The sequence below is a fragment of the Pseudomonas machongensis genome, assembly GCF_034961125.1.
GTDB classification, from domain to species: domain Bacteria; phylum Pseudomonadota; class Gammaproteobacteria; order Pseudomonadales; family Pseudomonadaceae; genus Aquipseudomonas; species Aquipseudomonas machongensis.
Genome location: NZ_JAYFUI010000187.1, coordinates 242415 through 261967, shown reverse-complemented (window position 1 = coordinate 261967; position 19553 = coordinate 242415). Strand labels below are relative to the sequence as shown.

16 protein-coding genes are annotated in these 19553 nt (G+C 65.9%); 15 read left to right on the top strand and 1 reads right to left on the bottom strand.

Annotated features, from left to right (window positions below):
* The first annotated feature begins 88 nt into the window (after positions 1–88).
* Entirely contained in the window at positions 89–1417 is a 1329-nt protein-coding gene (locus VA602_RS20005; protein WP_054893963.1) for an MFS transporter, read from the top strand.
* A 49-nt stretch (positions 1418–1466) separates the two neighbouring features.
* Here VA602_RS20005 and VA602_RS20000 read toward each other — a convergent pair whose 3' ends face one another.
* Entirely contained in the window at positions 1467–3167 is a 1701-nt protein-coding gene (locus VA602_RS20000; protein WP_323454098.1) for a sulfatase-like hydrolase/transferase, read from the bottom strand.
* A gap of 385 nt (positions 3168–3552) precedes the next feature.
* Between VA602_RS20000 and VA602_RS19995 the strand changes: the two genes are divergently transcribed.
* Genes VA602_RS19995 through VA602_RS19930 form a run of 14 tightly spaced genes read left to right on the top strand, consistent with a single transcriptional unit; the run spans position 3553 to position 19553 of the window.
* Complete coding sequence (locus VA602_RS19995; protein ID WP_063544520.1) at positions 3553–4917, top strand: UDP-glucose dehydrogenase family protein; 1365 nt, start codon at positions 3553–3555, stop codon at positions 4915–4917.
* Complete coding sequence (locus tag VA602_RS19990) at positions 4914–5978, top strand: NAD-dependent epimerase (protein WP_153774920.1); 1065 nt, start codon at positions 4914–4916, stop codon at positions 5976–5978. Before VA602_RS19995 ends, VA602_RS19990 begins: the two co-directional genes overlap by 4 nt.
* Positions 5975–6721: a sugar transferase gene (locus tag VA602_RS19985; RefSeq protein ID WP_054893959.1), complete on the top strand. Its 747-nt coding sequence runs from the start codon at positions 5975–5977 to the stop codon at positions 6719–6721. The genes VA602_RS19990 and VA602_RS19985 overlap by 4 nt, the downstream gene beginning before the upstream one ends.
* 1 nt (position 6722) lies before the next feature.
* A complete protein-coding gene (locus VA602_RS19980; protein ID WP_323454097.1) occupies positions 6723–7370 on the top strand; it encodes a CpsD/CapB family tyrosine-protein kinase in 648 nt (215 codons plus the stop codon).
* 22 nt (positions 7371–7392) lie between these two features.
* Positions 7393–8412, top strand: coding sequence for a polysaccharide biosynthesis/export family protein (locus tag VA602_RS19975; protein ID WP_054893969.1), 1020 nt, complete (start codon positions 7393–7395; stop codon positions 8410–8412).
* 14 nt (positions 8413–8426) lie between these two features.
* Entirely contained in the window at positions 8427–10001 is a 1575-nt protein-coding gene (locus tag VA602_RS19970; protein ID WP_323454096.1) for a GumC family protein, read from the top strand.
* Positions 9998–11143, top strand: coding sequence for a glycosyltransferase family 4 protein (locus VA602_RS19965; protein ID WP_407682520.1), 1146 nt, complete (start codon positions 9998–10000; stop codon positions 11141–11143). The genes VA602_RS19970 and VA602_RS19965 overlap by 4 nt, the downstream gene beginning before the upstream one ends.
* A complete protein-coding gene (locus VA602_RS19960; protein ID WP_323454095.1) occupies positions 11140–12510 on the top strand; it encodes an O-antigen ligase family protein in 1371 nt (456 codons plus the stop codon). The genes VA602_RS19965 and VA602_RS19960 overlap by 4 nt, the downstream gene beginning before the upstream one ends.
* The gene (locus VA602_RS19955) at positions 12507–13472 is read left to right on the top strand and encodes a glycosyltransferase family 2 protein (RefSeq protein ID WP_323454094.1); all 966 of its coding nucleotides are present in this window, start codon (positions 12507–12509) and stop codon (positions 13470–13472) included. The genes VA602_RS19960 and VA602_RS19955 overlap by 4 nt, the downstream gene beginning before the upstream one ends.
* Positions 13465–14601: a glycosyltransferase gene (locus tag VA602_RS19950; RefSeq protein WP_323454093.1), complete on the top strand. Its 1137-nt coding sequence runs from the start codon at positions 13465–13467 to the stop codon at positions 14599–14601. Before VA602_RS19955 ends, VA602_RS19950 begins: the two co-directional genes overlap by 8 nt.
* Positions 14602–14610: 9 nt before the next feature.
* Entirely contained in the window at positions 14611–15621 is a 1011-nt protein-coding gene (locus VA602_RS19945; protein WP_323454092.1) for a polysaccharide deacetylase family protein, read from the top strand.
* On the top strand, positions 15618–16922 hold the full coding sequence (locus VA602_RS19940) for a lipopolysaccharide biosynthesis protein (protein ID WP_323454091.1): 1305 nt from the start codon (positions 15618–15620) through the stop codon (positions 16920–16922). The genes VA602_RS19945 and VA602_RS19940 overlap by 4 nt, the downstream gene beginning before the upstream one ends.
* A complete protein-coding gene (locus VA602_RS19935; RefSeq protein WP_323454090.1) occupies positions 16919–18829 on the top strand; it encodes a hypothetical protein in 1911 nt (636 codons plus the stop codon). The genes VA602_RS19940 and VA602_RS19935 overlap by 4 nt, the downstream gene beginning before the upstream one ends.
* A 34-nt stretch (positions 18830–18863) precedes the next feature.
* Positions 18864–19553: a GNAT family N-acetyltransferase gene (locus VA602_RS19930; RefSeq protein WP_054893951.1), complete on the top strand. Its 690-nt coding sequence runs from the start codon at positions 18864–18866 to the stop codon at positions 19551–19553.

Below are 19553 nucleotides of genomic sequence, written 5' to 3'. Positions count from 1 at the left end.
GACAGCGGCGCCCTGCTCGCCGAGACTCGTTTAAGGCGAGCGCCGGGACAGGCGCCGCGTGACAACCATAACAACAGAGAATTTCATCATGGCACACAGCCCTGCCCCTGACCAAGGCCAAGACCCCAGCCGCAATGCGCTGTACCGGCGCATCACCCTGCGGTTGATCCCGTTCATTTTCATCTGCTACCTGTTCAACTACCTGGACCGCGTCAACGTCGGCTTCGCCAAGTTGCAGATGCTCGACGCGCTGAAGTTCAGCGAGACCATCTACGGCCTGGGCGCCGGGATCTTCTTCATCGGCTACGTGCTCTGCGGCCTGCCCAGCAACCTGGCGCTCAACCGCTTCGGCCCACGGCGCTGGATCGCGGTGATGATGATCGCCTGGGGCACGCTCTCGACCTGCCTGCTGTTCGTCACCACGCCGATGGAGTTCTACGTGCTGCGCCTGTTCACCGGCGCCGCCGAAGCCGGCTTCTTCCCCGGCGTGGTCCTGTATCTCTCGCGCTGGTTCCCGGCTGACCGCCGCGGCCGCATCATGGCCCTGTTCATGTCGGCGATACCGGTCTCGGGCCTGCTCGGCGGGCCGTTCTCCGGCTGGATTCTCGACCACTTCGCCGCCGGCCAGCACGGTCTGGCGGGCTGGCAGTGGATGTTCCTGATCCAGGGCTTGCCGACCGTGGTGCTGGGCATCCTCGCGGTGTTCCTGCTCAGCGATGGCTACCAGAAGGCGGCCTGGTTGTCGGACAGCGAGCGCCAACTGATCGCCAGGGACCTCGCCGCCGATGCCGCGAGCAAGCCGAGCACCACCGGCGACAGCGTGTGGGCCGTGCTGACCAACCCGCTGATCTGGACCTTCGGCTTCGTCTATTTCTGCATCCAGAGCGGCGTCTATGCGATCAACTTCTGGCTGCCATCGATCATCAAGAACCTGGGCTTCGACAGCCCGCTGCTGATCGGCTGGCTGAGTGCGATCCCCTACCTGCTGGCCGGTGTGTTCATGATCATCGTCGGTCGCTCGGCGGACCTGCGCAACGAACGCCGCTGGCACTTGGTAGTGCCGATGCTGATGGGCGCTATCGGCCTGCTGATCGCGGTCAACTTCGCCAGCAACCCAACCGTGGCCATCCTCGGCCTGTCCATCGCCACCATGGGTGCCCTGACCGGCCTGCCGATGTTCTGGCCGATGCCGACCGCGCTGCTCAGCGCCAGTGCGGCCGTCGCGGGCCTGGCGATCATCAACTCGGTGGGCCAGATGGCCGGCTTCCTGAGCCCGTACCTGGTTGGTTTCATCAAGGACCAGACCGGCTCGACCGACGCTGCGCTGTACTCGCTGGCCGGAGTGATCGTGCTGGGCAGCCTGGTGGCCCTGCGCGTGTCGCGCGCCGGGGCACTGAACGCCGCACGAGCCAACTGACGCCTGGAGGCGCGGGCTTGCCCCGCGCCTGCCGCAACGGCATCTGCGCTCAGGGCGCCGCAGTCACCGCAACACCCTTGGCCTGTTCAGGGGTCACCACCTGGCTGAGGTCGATGTGACGAAAGTCCGGCTTGGCGCCCAGCCGTGCGTTGAAGCGCACGTTGAAGGTGAACGGGTCATCGGTCGGCACATCCAGCGCCTGGCCGTAGATACGGGTGACGGCTGCGGCGTCATAGCCCAGCAGCTTGAGCAGCGTCGGATAGATGTTGTAGTGGCTAGAGGCGTTGCGGTTCTGTGCCAGGTGCGCCTGCCAGTCCAGGGCCTTGACGCCCGTGCCCTGGATCACCACCAGCGGTACCAGCCCCTCCTCCATCACCGGGTCGCTGTCGCAGTGGGTGTTCAGGCCCGGATTGCCGCGCTCATGCAGGTCCTGGCCATGGTCGGAGGTGTAGATCAGCACCGCCTGGCTCAGGTCGGCCTCGGCGAACAGGCGGCGAAAGAACTCGCCCACGTTCCATCCCAGCGTATTGCGGTACGCGTTGCGATACAGCACCCAGTCTTCGGGGCGGCCATCGAAGCCGTCGCGGGTGGCGGTGTCGGCCACATCGGCGAAATGCCCACGCGGCAATGCCGGCTGGTAGGTCAGGAAGGCGTCGGGGTACTTGTCGTGCACCGGGAAATGCGCGCCAACCTTGTTGATCACGATCAGTTGCGCCTGGCCATCCTTGAGCAGGCTGACCAGTTGCTCCAGCGCCGCCATGTCGCGCTGCACCACGGGGGTGTCGTCGAACTGGACGAAGCGGTCGATGTCGCGCTTCTCGGTTTTGTCCATCAGGTTCTGCAGATTGCCGCCGGTGCGCTGGGCATCGATGTACACCGTGCCCAGCCCTGCTCGCTTGGCGTATTGCCAGATCGACGGCTGGGTCGAATTGATGCGCAGGTAATCGCTGCGGGTGCCGCCGTAACGCAAGGTGACGTTGGTGTCGGCGCTGCAGTTGGCCACCGAGGCCGCGTAGCCGTAGTTGACGATACTCACCCCTGGGTGCGGCTGCAGCAGGTGAGTCGCCACGCCGGCAGGGGTGTTGAGGTCCAGGTAGTTGCCCGAAATGCTCTCGTCGATGATCAGCACGATATCGCGCGCCATCGGCTTGCCGGACTGCGCCAGGCTCACCGGCTCGCGTGGGCCGACACGGTCATGCAGCGCCTCGTAGCCGAACAGGCTCACATAAGCCAAGGGTGTGTACATCACCGGCAGGCCGCGGGCCCCCTCGCCAGCGCGGATGAACAGCACACCGACCAGCAACGCCAGCGCCAGAAATGGCGCGACCACGGGCACCAGGCGCGGCAGGCGCAGCACAGCGCCCGGGCGCAACCCCACACCCAACAGCACCAGCAGCGCGTTGAACGCCGCCAAGGTGATCGCATAGTGGTACTGCTGTAGCGCTTCCTGGATGAAGCCACCGGCATACACCATGGACACGAACGCACTGTAGGTGAGGTAGGAATCGGTGATTCGCATATAAGCATCGAAGAACAGCGCACTCACCGCAAAAGCCAACGCCAGCACCCAGCGCAGCCAACCTGGGCGAATCCACGCCGCCAGCAGCAGCCCCACCACCAGCACCCCCGCCACGCCCAGGTAAAGCAGCAAAGGCAGGCCAAGACCCAGCGCTTCTATCCGCTCCCGGTAATAGCCATGAAAGCTCGCCAGGTAGAGGAACAACAGGGCCAGCTTGATCCATCCGCGCATGATTCAACCACTCCGGTCATGGGTTTTCATTCAAACCGTAGCAGTCTTGAAACAAATCACAAGCCGGAAAAGTCAATTTTCCGACGGTATCTCAACGCCATATTCTGGCGCAAAAAACGTATCGCGGTTGAGACGCTCTATCGTCATGACCCCGTATTATTCGTGGCCTGCAACCGTTCATCGGTTCATCGAACGGCCAAATGCCAGTAGCTTTCAACGCTAAACCCCGGATTGGAAAAGGGTTGGTGGCCAATGGCCGTTTTGTTTAGCGTCTGTAAATGCGACGAAACATGCCATTGGTTTGACGCATTTCCCGCGAGCTGAGCTATACAGAAATCACACCACTGTTTCATACCCCTTACTCATCCATACGAGGCACGCCGACATGGACGTGAGCGTTTTTGGCACTGGCTACGTAGGACTGGTACAAGCGGCGGCACTTGCCGACGTCGGCCACCGGGTCCTGTGCGTGGACGTGGATGCCCACAAGATCAACCAACTGCGCCAGGGCGTCCCGCCGATCAGCGAGCCGGGCCTGTCGGGCCTGCTGGAAGACAACATCAAGGAAGGTCGCCTGCTGTTCAGCACCCAGGCCAGCGACGCGGTCAGCCATGCCGAACTGATCTTCATCGCCGTCGGCACCCCACCTGACGAGGACGGCTCGGCCGACCTGAGCCATGTGCTCAACGTCACCCGACAGATTGCCGAGCTGATGGAGGCCGACCGCACCCTGATCGTCAAATCCACAGTACCGGTTGGTACCGCCGACCAGGTCGTGACCCTGGCCCGCGACGAACTGCAGCGCCTGGGCAAGGGCCATTTGCAGGTGCGCGTAGTGTCCAACCCAGAATTTCTCAAGGAAGGCAGCGCCCTGGCCGACTGCATGCGCCCCGACCGGATCATCGTCGGCACCCATGACGAGGTCGCCCATGACCAGCTTGCCGAGCTTTACGCGCCCTTCTGCCGCAACCACGAAAAGCTGATGTTCATGGACAACCGCAGCGCCGAGCTGACCAAGTACGCCGCCAACGCCATGCTCGCCACGCGCATCAGTTTCATGAACGAACTGGCCAACCTCAGCGAACACCTGGGGGCCGACATCGAAGCGGTGCGCCGCGGCATCGGGTCGGACCCACGCATCGGCTACCACTTCATCTACCCCGGCTGCGGTTTCGGTGGTTCGTGCTTTCCCAAGGACATCAAGGCGCTGCTGCACACCGCCGAGCACAGCGGCATGCCCCTGCGCCTGTTGCAGAGCGTCAACGAAGTCAACGACCAGCAGCGGCGCATCCTGTTCGCCAAGCTCAAGCAGCGCCTGGGCGGGCTGCGCGGCAAGTCCATCGCCCTGTGGGGCCTGGCCTTCAAGCCCAATACCGACGACATGCGCGAAGCACCGAGCCGCTACCTGATGGAAGCGCTGTGGGACGAAGGCGCCACGGTGCGGGCCTATGATCCCGAAGCGATGGACGAATGCCGGCGCCTGTATGGCTACCGCGACGACCTGCAACTGTGCGCCACCCGCGACGACACCCTGCAGGACGCCGACGCCCTGGTGATCTGCACCGAATGGAAGAACTTTCGCGTGGTGGATTTCTCGCTGCTGGCCAGCAAGCTGCGCGCACGGGTGATCATCGACGGCCGCAACCTGTACAACCCCGAGCAGGTCGCCGCCCACGGCCTGCACTACAGCGGCATCGGCCTGCGCCAGGTCGCGCCCGACCAGAGCGCCCCACAGGTCGGCGCGCCATGAAAGTGCTGGTCACCGGCGCGGCCGGTTTCATCGGTGCCCACACCTGCCTGCGCCTGCTGCGCGACGGTCATGAGGTGCTGGGCCTGGACAACTTCAACGACTACTACGATCCGTCGCTCAAGCACGCTCGCGTGCACTGGGTGCGTCAGAACGTCGGTGACTTCCCCCTGCACTGCCTGGACCTTGCCGACCGCGACGCCATGGCCCGGCTGTTCGCCCAGGAGCGCCCCGAGGTGGTGGTGCACCTGGCTGCGCAAGCCGGTGTGCGCTACTCGCTGCAGAATCCCCAGGCTTACCTGGACAGCAACCTGGCGGGCTTCCTGAACATTCTCGAAGGCTGCCGGCGCCACCCGGTGCAGCACCTGCTGTACGCCTCGTCCAGCTCGGTGTATGGCGCTAACCAGCGCACGCCATACCGGGTGCAGGATGCAGTCGATCATCCACTGTCGCTGTACGCCGCCACCAAGAAAGCCAACGAGGCCATGGCGCACAGCTACAGCCATCTGTTCGGCATCCCTTGCAGCGGCCTGCGCTTCTTTACCGTCTATGGGCCCTGGGGCCGCCCGGACATGTCGCCGATGCAGTTCGCCCGTGCCATCAGCGAAGGCCGGCCGATCCAGCTGTTCAACCATGGTCGGCACCAGCGCGACTTCACCTACATCGACGACATCGTCGAAAGCCTGGCGCGGCTGCTGCCCTACCCGCCCCGCGCCGATGCGCAGTGGGATGCCTTCAGCCCCGACGCGGCCAGCAGCGCAGCGCCCTGGCGCCTGTTCAACATCGGCGGCCAACGCCCGGTGGAACTGCTCGACTACCTGGCCCTGCTGGAAAAACACCTGGGGCGCGATGCGGTGATCGAGTTGCTGCCGCTGCAACCGGGCGATGTGCTGGCCACCTGTGCCGATGCCAGCGCCTTGGCCCGGGTCACCGGCTTTACCCCAACGATTTCCCTTGATGAAGGGCTCGGGCGATTCGTCGCCTGGTTCAAGCACTACTACTCGCACGGCGCCACAGATGGCGAACCTGCAGGCGAGCAGCCGAAACAACGGAGGGTGATATGACAGGACAACCGAAAAGCGCCCAGCTGCAGGCGCTGTACCAGGATAAACGCATGGATCCGGCGCACCGCCAGCGCATCGATGCCGCCATCCACATGCAAGGCCGTGGCTGGATGACCGGGCGGGTCGGCGGGCGCCCTTGGACGCTGTCGCGGACCAACCGCGTGCTGTCATGCCTGGCGGCGCTGAACCTGCTGCTGTTGCTGTCGCCGGTATTCCTGGCACTGGCGGTGATGATCAAGAAGTCCAGCCCGGGCCCGGTGTTCTTCGTGCAGAAACGCACCGGCTACCGCGGCCGCCTGTTCGGCATGTTCAAGTTCCGCACCATGGTCGCCAACGCCGAGGCGCTGAAAGACTCGGTACGCCACCTGAACAAGCACGGCGCCGACTCCATCGATTTCAAGATCGACAAGGACCCGCGCATCACCTCGGTGGGCAGTTGGCTGCGGCGCAGCAGCCTGGACGAGCTGCCCAACCTGATCAACGTGGTCACCGGCGACATGCGCCTGGTCGGCCCGCGCCCTACCTCGTTCAACGCCTACCGCTACAAGGATAACCACCTGGCACGGTTGTCGATCTACCCCGGCATGACCGGCCTCTGGCAGATCTCCGGACGCAGCAACATCGATTTCGACCAACGCGTAGAGCTTGACCTCAGCTACATCAACGAACAGAGCCTGCTGCTGGATCTGAAAATCCTGCTCAAGACCCCGTTCAAGGTTTTCACTGGCCACGGAGCAAGTTGAGATGGACGGTTCCACTTCTAGAAGCCTGAGTATCGCCAACCCGAGCGAGACCAACCTGACCGCCACTGTCCTCGACCTCGACCAGCGCACCCTGCTGCTGACCGCGGCCAACACCGGCACCGGCACCAGCACCAGTGCCCTGGCCTTCGCCAGCCAGCTGGCGCTGATGAGCGCGGGTGCGGTGCTGCTGATCGACGGCAGTTCCAGCAGCAATGGCCTGAGCCAGCAACTGGGGCTGAACAAGCTGCGCGGCTACACCGACCTGTTGTTCGACGAGGACACTCCACCCTTGGCGCAGGACTGCGTGGTGCACCTGTCCGACCAACCATTCGACGTGCTCCCGGCGGGCACCTGGAAGCGCGGCCGCGACCGCCTCGACCCGGAGCGCCTGCGTATCCTGTTGCGCCAGTTCGCCGCCTACTACCGCTTCGTGGTGATCGACGGCGAAGCCATCTATGCCAGCGCCGACAGCCTGGTGATCGGCACCCTGGTCGATGGCGTGATCCTGGTGGTGTGCGCCGAGGAAACCCGCTGGGAAGTGGCCCAGGCCGCCGCCCAACGGCTGACGCAAGCTGGCGCGCGGCTGATCGGCAGCGTGTTCAACAAGCGCAAGTACTACATGCCCAAGTGGCTGTACGACAACCTGTGAGAGGACGCACGCCATGATCGCCATGAGATACCCCTCGATTGCCCTGTGCGTGCTCGCCCTGGCCGGTTGCGCCAGCCAGGAAAGCCGCGAAATGCCGGTACAGATCCTCACCGCACCAGCGGCCGAGAGCCAGGCCACCGAAGTCGCCCGCCGCGAACAGGTGCTGCGGCCACAGGACGTGCTGGAAGTGATCTTCCACGTCAGCAACCGCTCTGCCGGGGTGTACCGCATCCAGTCCGGTGACACCCTGGACCTCAACTTCATGGCCGCCAGCGGCCTGAACGGCCAGCAGCTGGTGCAGCCCGACGGCAGCATCACCCTGCCATCCACCAACGCGTCGGTGCGCGTCGAGGGCCTGACCCCGAGCGAAGCGGAGAGCGCCATTCGCCAGGCCTACAACGACAAGCGCGTGTTCAAGCCCAACCGCGACCAGGTAACGGTGCGCGTGCTCAGCCCCATGACCGACGAGGTCAACCTGAAGAACGCCCTGAGCCACCCCGGCACCGGCATGAGCCGCGACATCACGGTGGGCAACGACGGCCGCGCGACCTTCCCGGAAATCGGCTCGGTGCCGCTGCAGGGCATGACCGTCAACCAGTTGCGTGACTACCTCAACGAGCGTTACGCCAGCCTGCCGGGGCGCATGAGCGTGGATGTGCTGCTCAAGTCCACTGCCGCCAACGAGATCTACGTGCTCGGCGAAGTCGGCCAGCCGGGCGCCTTCCAGATCCGTCGTCCGGTGTCGGTGCTCGAGGCCCTGACCCTGGCCCGCGGCCCGACCCTGAAGGCCAAGCTCGGCTCGGTGGTGATCATGCGCCGCGAAGGCAACACCGTGCATGCGGTCAACTACGACGTCGACCAGGCCCTCTCCGGCGGTAGCCAGAAGCTCGCCTATCTGCAGCCCGAAGACATGCTCTATGTACCCAAGACCAAGCTTGCCAGCGCTGCCGAGCTGTCCCGGCAACTGGCTGACGTGGTGCTGTTCCAGGGCTTTGGCTTCAGCTTCAGCTACCGCGTCGACAACAAAGAAAGCAACGACTGACCAGGGGACGGACCATGACCACGCAACCGAAAGAAAACTATGTGCATGAGTTCTTCCGCATCTTCTTCGCCAACCGCCAATTGGTGAAACGGGTGTTCCTGATCTTCGCGGTGATCGCGGTGATTCTGCCGCTGGTGCTCAAGCAGAGCTTCGACATCACCGCCGAAGTCATCGTGCAATCGAAGAAGCTCTCGCAAAGTGATACCAGCTCCTCGCTGGCGCAGCAGGCGGACCAGTTCATCCCGCCGTCGCTGGCCGACATGGAGACCGAGAGCAACATCCTGCGCTCGCCCACGCTGATCCGCCAGACCATCAGCCAACTGCGCCAGGAAGGCCAGTACCAGGCCGAACCCGGCTTGCTGCGACGCACCGTGATCGACCCGCTGCGCCATGGCATCGTCGATCCGCTGCATCGCCTGCTGGGCAAGTCGGTGGCCGACGAGCGTGATACCCAGCTCGACGAGCTCACCGATCAGGCGGTCAAGGACCTCAAGATCGAGACCCTGCCCGGCTCCAACGTCATCTCGGTCACCTACAGCGCCGATGACGCCCGCCTCGGCACCCTGTTCGTCGCCCGCCTGCTGGACAACTTCCTGAAGAACCGCCAGGACCTGCAGTCCAACGAGCTGCCCGAGACCTTCTACGAGCAGAAGAAACTGCACTACCAGGCGCGCCTGGGCGACCTCGAGGGCCAACGCCTGGCCCTGCTGACGGCGATCGGCTCGTCCGATCCGAAAGAAGAGATCACCTTCCGCCTCAATGCGATCAACACCGAGGAACAGGCACTCAACCTGCAGCGCGACCGCAAGCTGGAGAACCAGCAGTGGCTCGACTACCTGCAGAGCAGCCTGGCCGCGGCGAGCAAGGCGAAGATGGCCGACTATGCGTTCCCCTACACCTTCACCACCACGGTCGACAACGTCGCCTTCGAAGACCGCGAGATCAAGCAACTGGGCGAGCAGCTGACCACCCTGTTGGCCCGCTACAACGGCGATGCCACGGTGTTCCAGCCCGGGGCCGAGCAGATGGTCCTGGCACGCCAGCAGATTGCCCAGCTGCGCGGCCAGTTCCTCAAGATCGTCGAGAACCGTATCCGCGAACGCCAGCAGGACCTGGCCGTGACCCAGCAGGTGATCGACCAGAAGACCCAACGCATCGGTGAATACAAGAACCGCATCACCGAGCTGCGCGAGACCCAGAGCAAGACCCGCCAGCTCGACACCGAGATCGATGCCCTGCACAAGGCCTTCTCCACCTATGCCCAGCGCTATGAGGAAAGCCGCGGCCAGGGCCTGCTCGATGGCAGCCAGTCCAACGCGCGGATCCTCAGCGCACCCTATGAGCCGGCCACCGCGTCGTTCCCCAAACCTGGCCTGATCATCCCGTTCGGCCTGGTCACCGGTCTGCTGCTGGCCATCGCGCTGGTCTACGTCAAGGAGTTCTTCGACCACCGCTTCAAGCACCCTGCACAAATCAGCCACGAGCTGGGCCTGCCGGTGCTGCTGGTGATCAACGACCAGACCCCGGCGCTGTCCAACCCGCACAAGTCGTGGTCGCTGCCTCGCCTGATGCACTGGGTGCGCAATTGAACGCTGCCGTGCCCGCTACCGGCCAGTTGATCCTGCACCTGCTCAGCAGCGGCGGATTCTACGGCGCCGAGCGCATGCTCCTGGACCACTGCCAGGCAACCCCTGGCAGGCACCGGGTGCTGTTCCTCGACGCGCCGCAGGATCTGGTGATGCGCTTTCGCGAAGCCGGCATCGACTGCCAGAGCTGCCATGGCCTGGGCGCACTGCTCAGGCAAGTGGCGGCCGTGCGTGGCGAGCGGCCGTTGATCAACACCCACAACTTCAAGGGTATGGTCTTCGGCTGGCTGGCCGCGACACTGTGGCGCCTGCCACTGGTGACCACCCAGCACGGCTTCACGCCGCGCAGCACCAAGCAGCGCTTCTACACCTGGCTGAGCCTGCAACTGTGCCGCACACCCACAGTGGCGACCGTGGTGTGCGTGGCCGAGAGCATTGCCCGCATCCACCGCCAGGCGGGTGTTCCAGCCAGTAAGTTGCAGGTAATCCCCAACGGCCTGCCGGACCCTGTGGCATCTGTGCAATCTGCCCCTGTGGGAGCGGGCTCGTCCCGCGATGGCAACACCGCGGTACAGAGCCAGGGATCGCGCCAAGCCCCTTGGCTGGCAGGCTATGTCGGGCGGCTGTCCAGCGAAAAAGGCCCTGACCTGTTCCTCGATACCCTGATCCCGCTGTGCCAGCGCCACCCGCACCTGCACGCGGTGATGCTCGGCGACGGCCCCGAACGCGCCACGCTGCAGGGGCGCATCGATGCCGCTGGGTTGTCCGAACGCATCACGCTGCCGGGTTTCCAGCGCGATATGCAAGCCTGGATGACCCGACTGGATGCCCTGGTGATCAGCTCGCGCACCGAAGGCACGCCAATGATCCTGCTCGAAGCCATGCAGGACGGCGTACCGGTGGTGGCCTTCGGTGTCGGCGGCATTCCCGATGTGATCGAACACGGCCGCAGCGGATTGCTTGCCGCACCGCTGGCGGTCGATGAACTCGCTGCCCACCTGCAGGCGCTGCTGGACGATCCGCAACAGGCTGAAGAACTGGTGGCCCGCGCCCGCCAGACCCAGCGCGAACGCTACCACCTGCCGACCCTGGCACAACGCTGGGCCCTGGTGTACCAGGGCACGGCCATGGAGGTTGTCGCATGATCATCCCCCTGTCGCTGGTGGGCCTGGTGGCCCTGCTGTCGCTGGGGCTGCTGGCCAGCCCCTACCCTTACCTGGCCCCTGGCGCCGTGGTCGGCCTGGCCGGTGCCTTGGTGCTGTACCGCAAGCCAGCCTGGGGCCTGCTGGCGATCGCCGCGCTGGTGCCGCTTGAGGGGCTGCTCAAGGACACCATGGTCTCCGGCGCCAAGCTGATCGGCCTGGGCCTGGTGCTGATCCTCACCCTGCAACTAGCCGTGCGTCAGTTGCCGGCCGAGCGCCTGCGCAGCAACCAGTGGCGGTTGCTGATCCCGTTCATGGCCCTGTACCTGCTGAGCCTGTGGACCAGCGACAGCGTCGAGCTGTCGGTGCTGCACCTGCGTGAACTGCTGGTGGGGCTGGTGGTGTTCGTCATCACCCTGCTGGTGGGGCGCGACCTCAATCTGCGGATGCTGGCGCGGCTGATCACCGTCAGTGTCTGCGTGACCTGCCTGTTCGCCATCTTCTCCACCAAGTACCAGGAACAGGGCCGCGCCTCGGCCATGCTCGACCCCAACGCTTTCGCCCTGCTGATCACCATCGCCATGCCGCTGGGGTTGTGGCTGGCGATCAAGACCCGGCAGATTCCACTCAAGCTGTTCTGGGCCGGCTGCTGCCTGTTGCTGCTGGTGGGCATGACCAAGACCGAGTCGCGCTCAGGCCTGGTGGTGCTGCTGATCAGCCTGGGCATCGTGCTGTACAACTACCGCGAGCAACTGACACGGATCCGTCCGCGTCACCTGGGCTTCGCCATGCTCGGCCTGGCCATTGTCCTGCCGCTGGGCGCGGCCCTGATGCCGGCCGGCTACGCCGATCGCATCCAGTCGCTGATGCTGCTCAAGTCCGGGGTCAATGCGCACCAGGACGAATCCCTGGGCCGACGCGCCTCGTACCTGGTGGTGGGCAAGGAGATGATCAGCCACAGCCCGATGCTCGGCACCGGCCCCGGCACGTTCCCGCTGCACTATGCCGACACCGGTTTCTCCAAGGCCTTCGCCCCGGTCAACAGCAAGACCACCGACCTCTATCGTCGCGCCCACAACACCTACCTCGAGCTGTTCAGCGAAACCGGCCTGCCGGCGGGGCTGGCCTTCGTCGGCATGATCGCCCTGGCCCTGCGCAACTTCTGGCAGGCCCGCGCGGCCTGGCGTGCCACCGGCGAGCACGACAACGCCGACCTGATGACCCACCTGACCATGAGCATGCTGGCCATCGGGCTGTTCCTGATGTTCCTCAGTGCCCCCAGCCACAAGTACCTGTGGCTGATGCTGGCGCTGTCCAGCGTGCTGCTGCGCCAGGCCACCGCGTCGCGAGACGTGGAGGCGCAGCGATGAACCAGGTGAGCATCGTCATCCCGATGTTCAACGAAGCCCGCCATATCGGCCGCACCCTCGATGCCGCACGCAAGGCTGCGCACTGTGCCGGGCTCGGTTGCGAGCTGATCGTGGTCGACAACGGGTCCAGCGACAACGGCCCTGCCATTGCCCGCCAGCACGGTGCCCAGGTGCTGAGCCTGCCTGGCGTGGCCATCGGCGCCCTGCGCAACCAGGGCGCGCAGGTCAGCCACGGTGAATGGCTGGCGTTTCTGGATGCCGACATCGAGGTGCCGGACAACTGGCTCGACCTGCTGCTAGGCCTGCAGCGCCGCGGTGAAGGCGACGTGTTCGCCCTCGACTGCGACACCCCGCGCCAGGCGCCGTGGTTCGCCCACGCCTGGCAACGCCGCACCCTGCGCGCCGGGCAGACGGTGCAGGACTGCACCTGGCTGCCCACGCCCAACCTGCTGATGCGCCGCACCTGGTTCGACCAGGTCGGCGGCTTCGACGAGCGCCTGCGCACCGGCGAAGACAAGGACTTCACCCTGCGCCTGCACGAAGCCGGCGCGCGCCTGCGCGTGCTGCGCCAGCCGGTGGTGCTGCACTGGGGCTTCGAGGGCAGCTGGGGCGAATGGCTGGGCAAGGAGATGTGGCGTCAGGGTAGCCACTTGCAACTGCTGCGCAGCCATGGCGTGAGCCTGCGCCTGCTGCGTTTCCCGCTGCTGTCGGTGGGTGCCTGGGTACTCGACGCCATGGCGCTGTCGGCCCTGCTCGACGGCTTCCCCCATGTGGCCCTGGCGCTGCTGCTGATCAACGCCCTGCCTGCCCTGGTGCTGAGCCTGCGCCAGAGCCTCAAGCACCACGACACGTTGCTGACCCTGCAGCTCTGGGGCCTGCATTGGCTGCGCCTGCACCTGGCCGGCGCCGCGTTCATCCTCAGCCTGTTCAACCGCACTGCAAGGAGGCCCGCCCGTGGCTGAGATCATCTTCTGGTTGTGCCTGCTGTTGCCGCTGTACGCCTGGGTCGGCTATCCCGTGCTGCTGACCCTGGCGGCGCCGTTCTTCCCTGTGCGCACACCCGGTCCGCTAGCGCCGCAGCGGGTCAGCGTGGTGATCGCCGCGCACAACGAGGAGCGGCATATCGAAGCCAAGCTCGCCAGCGTGCTCGCCCAGGACTACCAGGCCGCCGAACTGCAGGTGGTGGTGGCCAGCGACGGCTCCAGCGACCGCACCGTGGAACTGGCCCGCGCGGTGAACGACCCGCGGGTACAGGTGCTCGATCTGCCGCGCCTGGGCAAGACCGGCGCGCTGAACACTGCGGTGAGCGTCTGCCGCGGCGATATCCTGGTGTTCACCGACGCTGACAACCAGTGGTCCGGCAACACCCTCGGCCTGCTGCTGGCGCCCTTCGCCGACGCAGATGTCGGCGGGACTGCCGGGCACATGATCATCCCCGACCCAGGCAAGGGCCTGAGCCTGGGCGACAGCCTGTATCGCCATTACGAAGCCTGGGTGCGCAAGGTCGAAAACCGCACCGGCTGCATGGTCTCGGCCGACGGCGCCCTGCTCGCCCTGCGCCGCCCGCTGTACCAGGCGATTCCCAAACAGGTCAACGACGACTTCTACATCAGCACCTGCGCCCCGGCCGCCGGCCAGCGCATCGTCTACGTGCCCGAGGCGGTCGTCCTCGACCAGGGCGTGGACGAGGCCGACAAGCAGTTTCGCCGTCGCCAACGCGTCACCGTCGGCGGCCTGCAGAGCCTGGCCGCGCGCAGCGAACTGCTCAATCCGGCACGCCACGGCCTGTACGCCATTGCCCTGATCAGCCACAAGCTGATCCGCCGCCTGGCGCCGGTGCTGTTGCTGCCGCTGCTGTTGGCCAACCTGTGGCTGGTGGGTGAATCGCACTTCTACCACCTGACCCTGGCCGCGCAACTGCTCGGCTATGCGGCCGCGATCGCCGGCCTGCTCGATGCTGGCCACCGCCTGCCCAGGCCATTCCGCCTGGCCGCCTTCGTGCTGGTGACGCTGGCGGGCATGAGTGTCGGCCTGTGGCAATTCCTGCGCGGGCACAGCTACAGCCAATGGAATCCCGACCAGAATCGATGAGCGATGGACATGCCGATCAAGACGACGATCAAACAGGCCAGTGGCTGGCTGTATTTCAAGTCGCCCAAGGGCCGCGCCGAATTGCGCGGCGCCGGGGTGATCCTCATGCTGCACCGGGTACTGGCCGATGACGCCAGCGCCGCCTTGCCGCACCGCAACGAGCTGTGCGTCGGGCCGCGCGCCTTCGAAGGGCTGCTGCGCTGGCTACCGCGGCACTTCGACTGCGTCAGCCTCATGGACCTGCTCAAGGACCATGAGACACCCCGCAGCAACCAGCGCCCCAAGGTTGCCCTGACCTTCGACGACGGCTGGCGCGACAACGCCAGCAACGCCTTCCCGCTGCTGCGCAAGCACCAGGTGCCGGCGAGCATCTTCCTGTCCACCGACTATATCGGCAGCCGCCAGCGCTTCTGGTGGGAAAGCGTCGGCGAAACCCTGTGGGGCAGCCACGGCGAACCTGCGCGGCACAACCTTATCGAGTACCTGCGCAAGCTCGGCCGACCGCTGCCGGCCGCCTACTTCATGAACGACCGCTCGCAAGCGCGCAGCCAGGTGCTGGCGCACTACCTGCAAAGCCTCAAGAGCCTCAGCCCGCAGGCCCTGCAGCAACTGACCGATGCCTGCCCGGCCGAATCGCTGCCCCAGGCCATGGACTGGCAGCAAGTACGCGAGCTCGAGGATTCGGGCCTGGTGCGCTTCGGCCCGCACGGCGCCAGCCACGCCTTGTTGCCCTATCTCGACGACCGGCGCCTGGACGAGGAACTGCAACGCAGCCACGCCGCCCTGAAGCACGGCTGCCAGCACCCCCTGCCGGTGTACTGCTACCCCAATGGCGATCATGACGATCGCGTGCGCGCACGCGTGGCGGCGCACCGCTACCCCTTCGCCCTGAGCACGCGCGCCGGCATCTGCCAGGGGCATGACGATCCGCTGGCCCTGCCACGCATCGGCGTCAGCCAGCGCAATGCCAGCCGCCCATCGCTGCTGGCCTGGCGCATCAGCCGCGGGGGCCGCTCATGAGCCGCAACCATTACCTGCGCTATCTGGCCCTGAGCATGGGCACCAAGCTGGCGATGATCGCCCTGCGCCTGCTGCGCAACGTGCTGCTGGCGCGCATCCTCGGCCCCAGCGAACGGGGCTTGTTCGCCCTGCTCAGCACCCTGCCCGACCTGATCAGCGCCGCCACCAGCGGCGGGCTGAACAGCGCGGTTGGCTACCAGGCGGCCAAGCAGCGCGACATGGGCCTGCTGCTGACCCAGGTGCTGGTCTACGGTTGCCTGCTGGCGGGGCTGTTGACGCTGGTCTGCGTGCTGCTGGTGCGCGAGTTCGGTGCCGACCTGGACATCACCCTGCAGCTAGGCCTGCTGGCCTGGCTGTTACTGCTGGCGGTGCCGATGACCGTGCTCAAGAGCGGCCTGCTGACGCTGCACAACGCCAGCGGTGGCGTCGGCGCGTTCAACGTGCTGCGCCTGACCGAATCGGCGGCACCGCTGCTGCTGTTTCTTGCGCTGTTCTGGATGTGGCGTGAAGAGGCGCTGGAGGCAGCGCTGATCAGCTGGCTGGTGGGCATCGCCCTGGTACTGGTGCTGGGCCTGTGGTGGCTGCGCCGCCAGCACCCGCTGGCCCTGCGCTGGGACCGCGGCGGCCAGCGCGAGCTGCTCAGCTACAGCGCCAAGAGCCACCCCGACCTGCTGTTCCAGCAAGTCATCCTGCGCTCGGACTACCTGTTCATAGGCGCCATGCTCGGCAGTACGGCGCTGGGGCACTACGCCATGGCCAGTGCCGCCGCCGAACTGCTGCTGATCGTCCCGGAAGCGGTGACCACACCGCTGATGACGCGCCTGCTGCAGCAGGACGCCGGCATGGAAAAACTCACCCCCCTGGCACTGCGCCTGACCGCCACGGTGATGCTCGGCGCCTGCCTGTGCATGGCGGTGATCGGCGACTGGCTGATCGTCACCCTGTTCGGCATGGCCTACCAACCGGCCTACCCGGCCCTGCTGGCCTTGCTCCCAGGACTGCTGGGGCTGTGCTACGCCAGCATCCTGCGCCTGGACCTGCTGGGCAAGAACCGCCCCGGCACGGTATCGCTGATGATGGGCGCAGGCGCTGCGTTGAACCTGGTGCTCAACGTGCTGCTGATTCCGACCTGGGGCATCGTCGGCGCCGCCGCGGCGTCATCGATCGCCTACCTGGCGGTGACCGTGGCCATGCTGGTGCTGTACTGCCGCCTGAGCGGCGTGCCGGTGTTGCACACCCTGATCATCCTGCCCAGCGACTTCGCGCCGCTGCGCCAGATGTTGCAGCGCAGGCCAGCATGAAACGCTGCCTGCTGCTCTGTGCCCTGTGGGTGCCGCTGGCACCTGCGGCACCCCTGCAATGGGGCGATATCCGCGATGGCAGCCTGTACCTGCAACCAGGACGCAACGATGAACTGCGCCTGCGCTGGCACCCGGCCTGGCAGGCCGACGCCAATGCCGAGCGCATCTTCCTGCTCGACGGCCGTGGCCAGCTGCGCGGCGAGCGGGCGATCAAGGCCGAGGAATTGCGCGGCGAGCAGCGCTGGCCGCTGAGCGCCGACGCCGGTCCCTATCGCCTGGAGGTCCCTGGCTACAGCTTCCGTGGCTACCGGATCGAGCACAGCGACACCACGCGCGCCCTGTTCGCCCCCGCCAAGGTGCACTTCAGCGCCGAAGTCGGACCACGGGTCGAGCTGTATTTCCGGGTCAAGGCCGGTGAGCAGGCGACGCTGGCCGGCAAGTTCCACGGCGGCGTGCGCGGGCTTTCGGCGCAACGCCTGAGCGACGGCCAGCAGGTGGAGCTGGCGCTCAAGCCCTACCCTGCCTATTGGCGCTTCGACCAGCAGGCGCTGCCGAAAAGCACCCGTGACGAAACCTGGCGCCTGCGCCTGCAAGGGCGTGGCAAGGCGGCATTCTGGCTCGACGGCAGCGCCAACCTGTTCGCCCAGCGCGCCGATCATCTGGGCGACGTCGCCAACCTTGCCGGGCAGGTGCGGCTCAAGCTCCAGGCCAAGGTGCTCGGCCCCACGCCGCTGCTGGGGGTCAACCTGCCCTACGTACTACCGCCACCGTCGAGCTTCGCGGCCCTGGACGCCCTGCGTCCGCAGGCGGCCGGCTACTACAGCTTCATGGACGTGCTCGCCCGCCAACCCGGCTATGAAGACGCCTGGCGACGCCTGTACCAGCAGCGCTTCGGCATCACCCAGGACATCACCCTGCTCGCCGGCACCGGTAGGCGCGCCGACCTGGCCGCCGATCGCACCAGCCACGACGGCCTCGATGCCTGGCTGGCCGGCACCGCGCGCCTGGGCGGCAAGGGCCTGCACTACCTGGCCTTCGCCGACGAGCCGAACCTCAATTACCGCGACTATGAAAGCTACCGCGACTTCTTCACCGGCATGGCCCAGCGCGTAAGCGCCTGGCCGGGCGCTCGGGAGGCAGGCGTGCGGATCGCCATGCCCGCCTCGTCACGCCTGCTCGGCGGCCCCTTCACCCAGGGCAGCAAGGACCTGCGCGGCATCGACTGGGCCCGGCGCCTGCTCCGGGAGCACGGCGCGCAGATCGATGCCCTGGCCTGGCACGAATGGATGGTCCGCGACCTGCTCGCCACTCGCAGCTACCGCGACAGCGTGCGCCAGGCCGCGGCCTTGGTCGGCCTCGACAACCAGGGCCGCCCGCGCAAGGCGCTGCTGCTCGACCAGACCAACCTGTCCAGCGGCTCCAGCCTCAGCCCCTATGACCAGAACACCCACTACGCTGGCCTGTGGTGGGCGTCGGTGGTGATCAACGCCTCCGCCGACGGCCTGTTGGACATGCTCAACTGGTTCCATGTCGCCGACGAGCCCGAATGGCCGAAGGGCATGATCCGCGTGCTGGGCGATGAGCGTTTCGAGCTCAAGCCGGTGGGCCTTGCCCAGCAGTTCATCCAGCGCCACTGGCTGCGCCAGGTGCTGGCCCTGGACAACGACGCCTTCGAGGTCGACGTCCTGGCCATGGCCGACGGCCGTCAGCGCAGCCTGCTGGGGGTCAACAAGGCCGAGCGCGTGCAGCAGGTCGAGCTGGCACTCGGCGACTGCCCGGCCGCCCGGCTCGAGCTGTTCGGCCCCGATAATCAGCCGCGCCCTGCCCGCGTCAGCTGCCAGCAGGGACAGATCCGTTTTCAACTGCCAGGGCAGACCTTGTTTGCCCTGACCTGGAGTGCGTCATGAAACGCACCTCGATCTGCCATGAACAGGAGGCAACATGCGTGCATTGAGCAAGATCCAGGATCGCATCAAGCGCAAGGGACTGCGCAACACCTTGAGCAGCGCCTGGCGACACTACGTCTTCTATCATTGGGAGCTGGTGTGGATGGAACGCGACCTGGAAACCCCGGTGCCCCCGCACCGTCTCAAACCCTATGCGCGACTGCGCCTCGAGAACATCACCGTGAACAACGTCAAGGCCTTCACCCGGCATTTCGGCGACCGGGTCGAGACCATGCGCGAGCTGGCCGCCGAGGGCTACACAGGCTTGATGTTCGTAGATGACGAAGGCGACACCGTGGCCTTCATCTGGGGCAGCGCGCGCAACTACCATGACCGCCACTACTACGGGTGCTGGTTCCCGGTCGGTCCGGGCGAGTTCTTCGAATTCGGCGGCGAGTTGATCCGCAAGTACTGGGGCAGCGAGCTGTCGGTGGACTTGCAAGTGGCGTTGTGGAAGGCCATGGCCGCGCAGGGTTGCACCAAGGTGGTGGACGTCTGCGAACAACACAACATCCCGGCGCTCAAGCTGCACCTGCGCATGGGCTACCAGGAGCAAGGGCGCATCATGAATGTCTACTGCCTGTTCGGGCGCTGGAAGTTCTTCCGCGAGAGCCGCTACAGCGAGTCGCGCCTGGAAACCTTGCGTAAACCGGCGTCCGAAAGCGCCACGGCCACGGCGTCCTGA

Coding starts and splice junctions, on each gene's coding strand:
- VA602_RS19930 (WP_054893951.1), top strand. CDS start 18,864: ATGCGTGCATTGAGCAAGATCCAGGATCGCATCAAGCGCAAGGGACTG.
- VA602_RS19985 (WP_054893959.1), top strand. CDS start 5,975: ATGACAGGACAACCGAAAAGCGCCCAGCTGCAGGCGCTGTACCAGGAT.
- VA602_RS19980 (WP_323454097.1), top strand. CDS start 6,723: ATGGACGGTTCCACTTCTAGAAGCCTGAGTATCGCCAACCCGAGCGAG.
- VA602_RS19940 (WP_323454091.1), top strand. CDS start 15,618: ATGAGCCGCAACCATTACCTGCGCTATCTGGCCCTGAGCATGGGCACC.
- VA602_RS19970 (WP_323454096.1), top strand. CDS start 8,427: ATGACCACGCAACCGAAAGAAAACTATGTGCATGAGTTCTTCCGCATC.
- VA602_RS19955 (WP_323454094.1), top strand. CDS start 12,507: ATGAACCAGGTGAGCATCGTCATCCCGATGTTCAACGAAGCCCGCCAT.
- VA602_RS19990 (WP_153774920.1), top strand. CDS start 4,914: ATGAAAGTGCTGGTCACCGGCGCGGCCGGTTTCATCGGTGCCCACACC.
- VA602_RS19995 (WP_063544520.1), top strand. CDS start 3,553: ATGGACGTGAGCGTTTTTGGCACTGGCTACGTAGGACTGGTACAAGCG.
- VA602_RS20005 (WP_054893963.1), top strand. CDS start 89: ATGGCACACAGCCCTGCCCCTGACCAAGGCCAAGACCCCAGCCGCAAT.
- VA602_RS20000 (WP_323454098.1), bottom strand. CDS start 3,167: ATGCGCGGATGGATCAAGCTGGCCCTGTTGTTCCTCTACCTGGCGAGC.
- VA602_RS19960 (WP_323454095.1), top strand. CDS start 11,140: ATGATCATCCCCCTGTCGCTGGTGGGCCTGGTGGCCCTGCTGTCGCTG.
- VA602_RS19945 (WP_323454092.1), top strand. CDS start 14,611: ATGCCGATCAAGACGACGATCAAACAGGCCAGTGGCTGGCTGTATTTC.
- VA602_RS19935 (WP_323454090.1), top strand. CDS start 16,919: ATGAAACGCTGCCTGCTGCTCTGTGCCCTGTGGGTGCCGCTGGCACCT.
- VA602_RS19975 (WP_054893969.1), top strand. CDS start 7,393: ATGAGATACCCCTCGATTGCCCTGTGCGTGCTCGCCCTGGCCGGTTGC.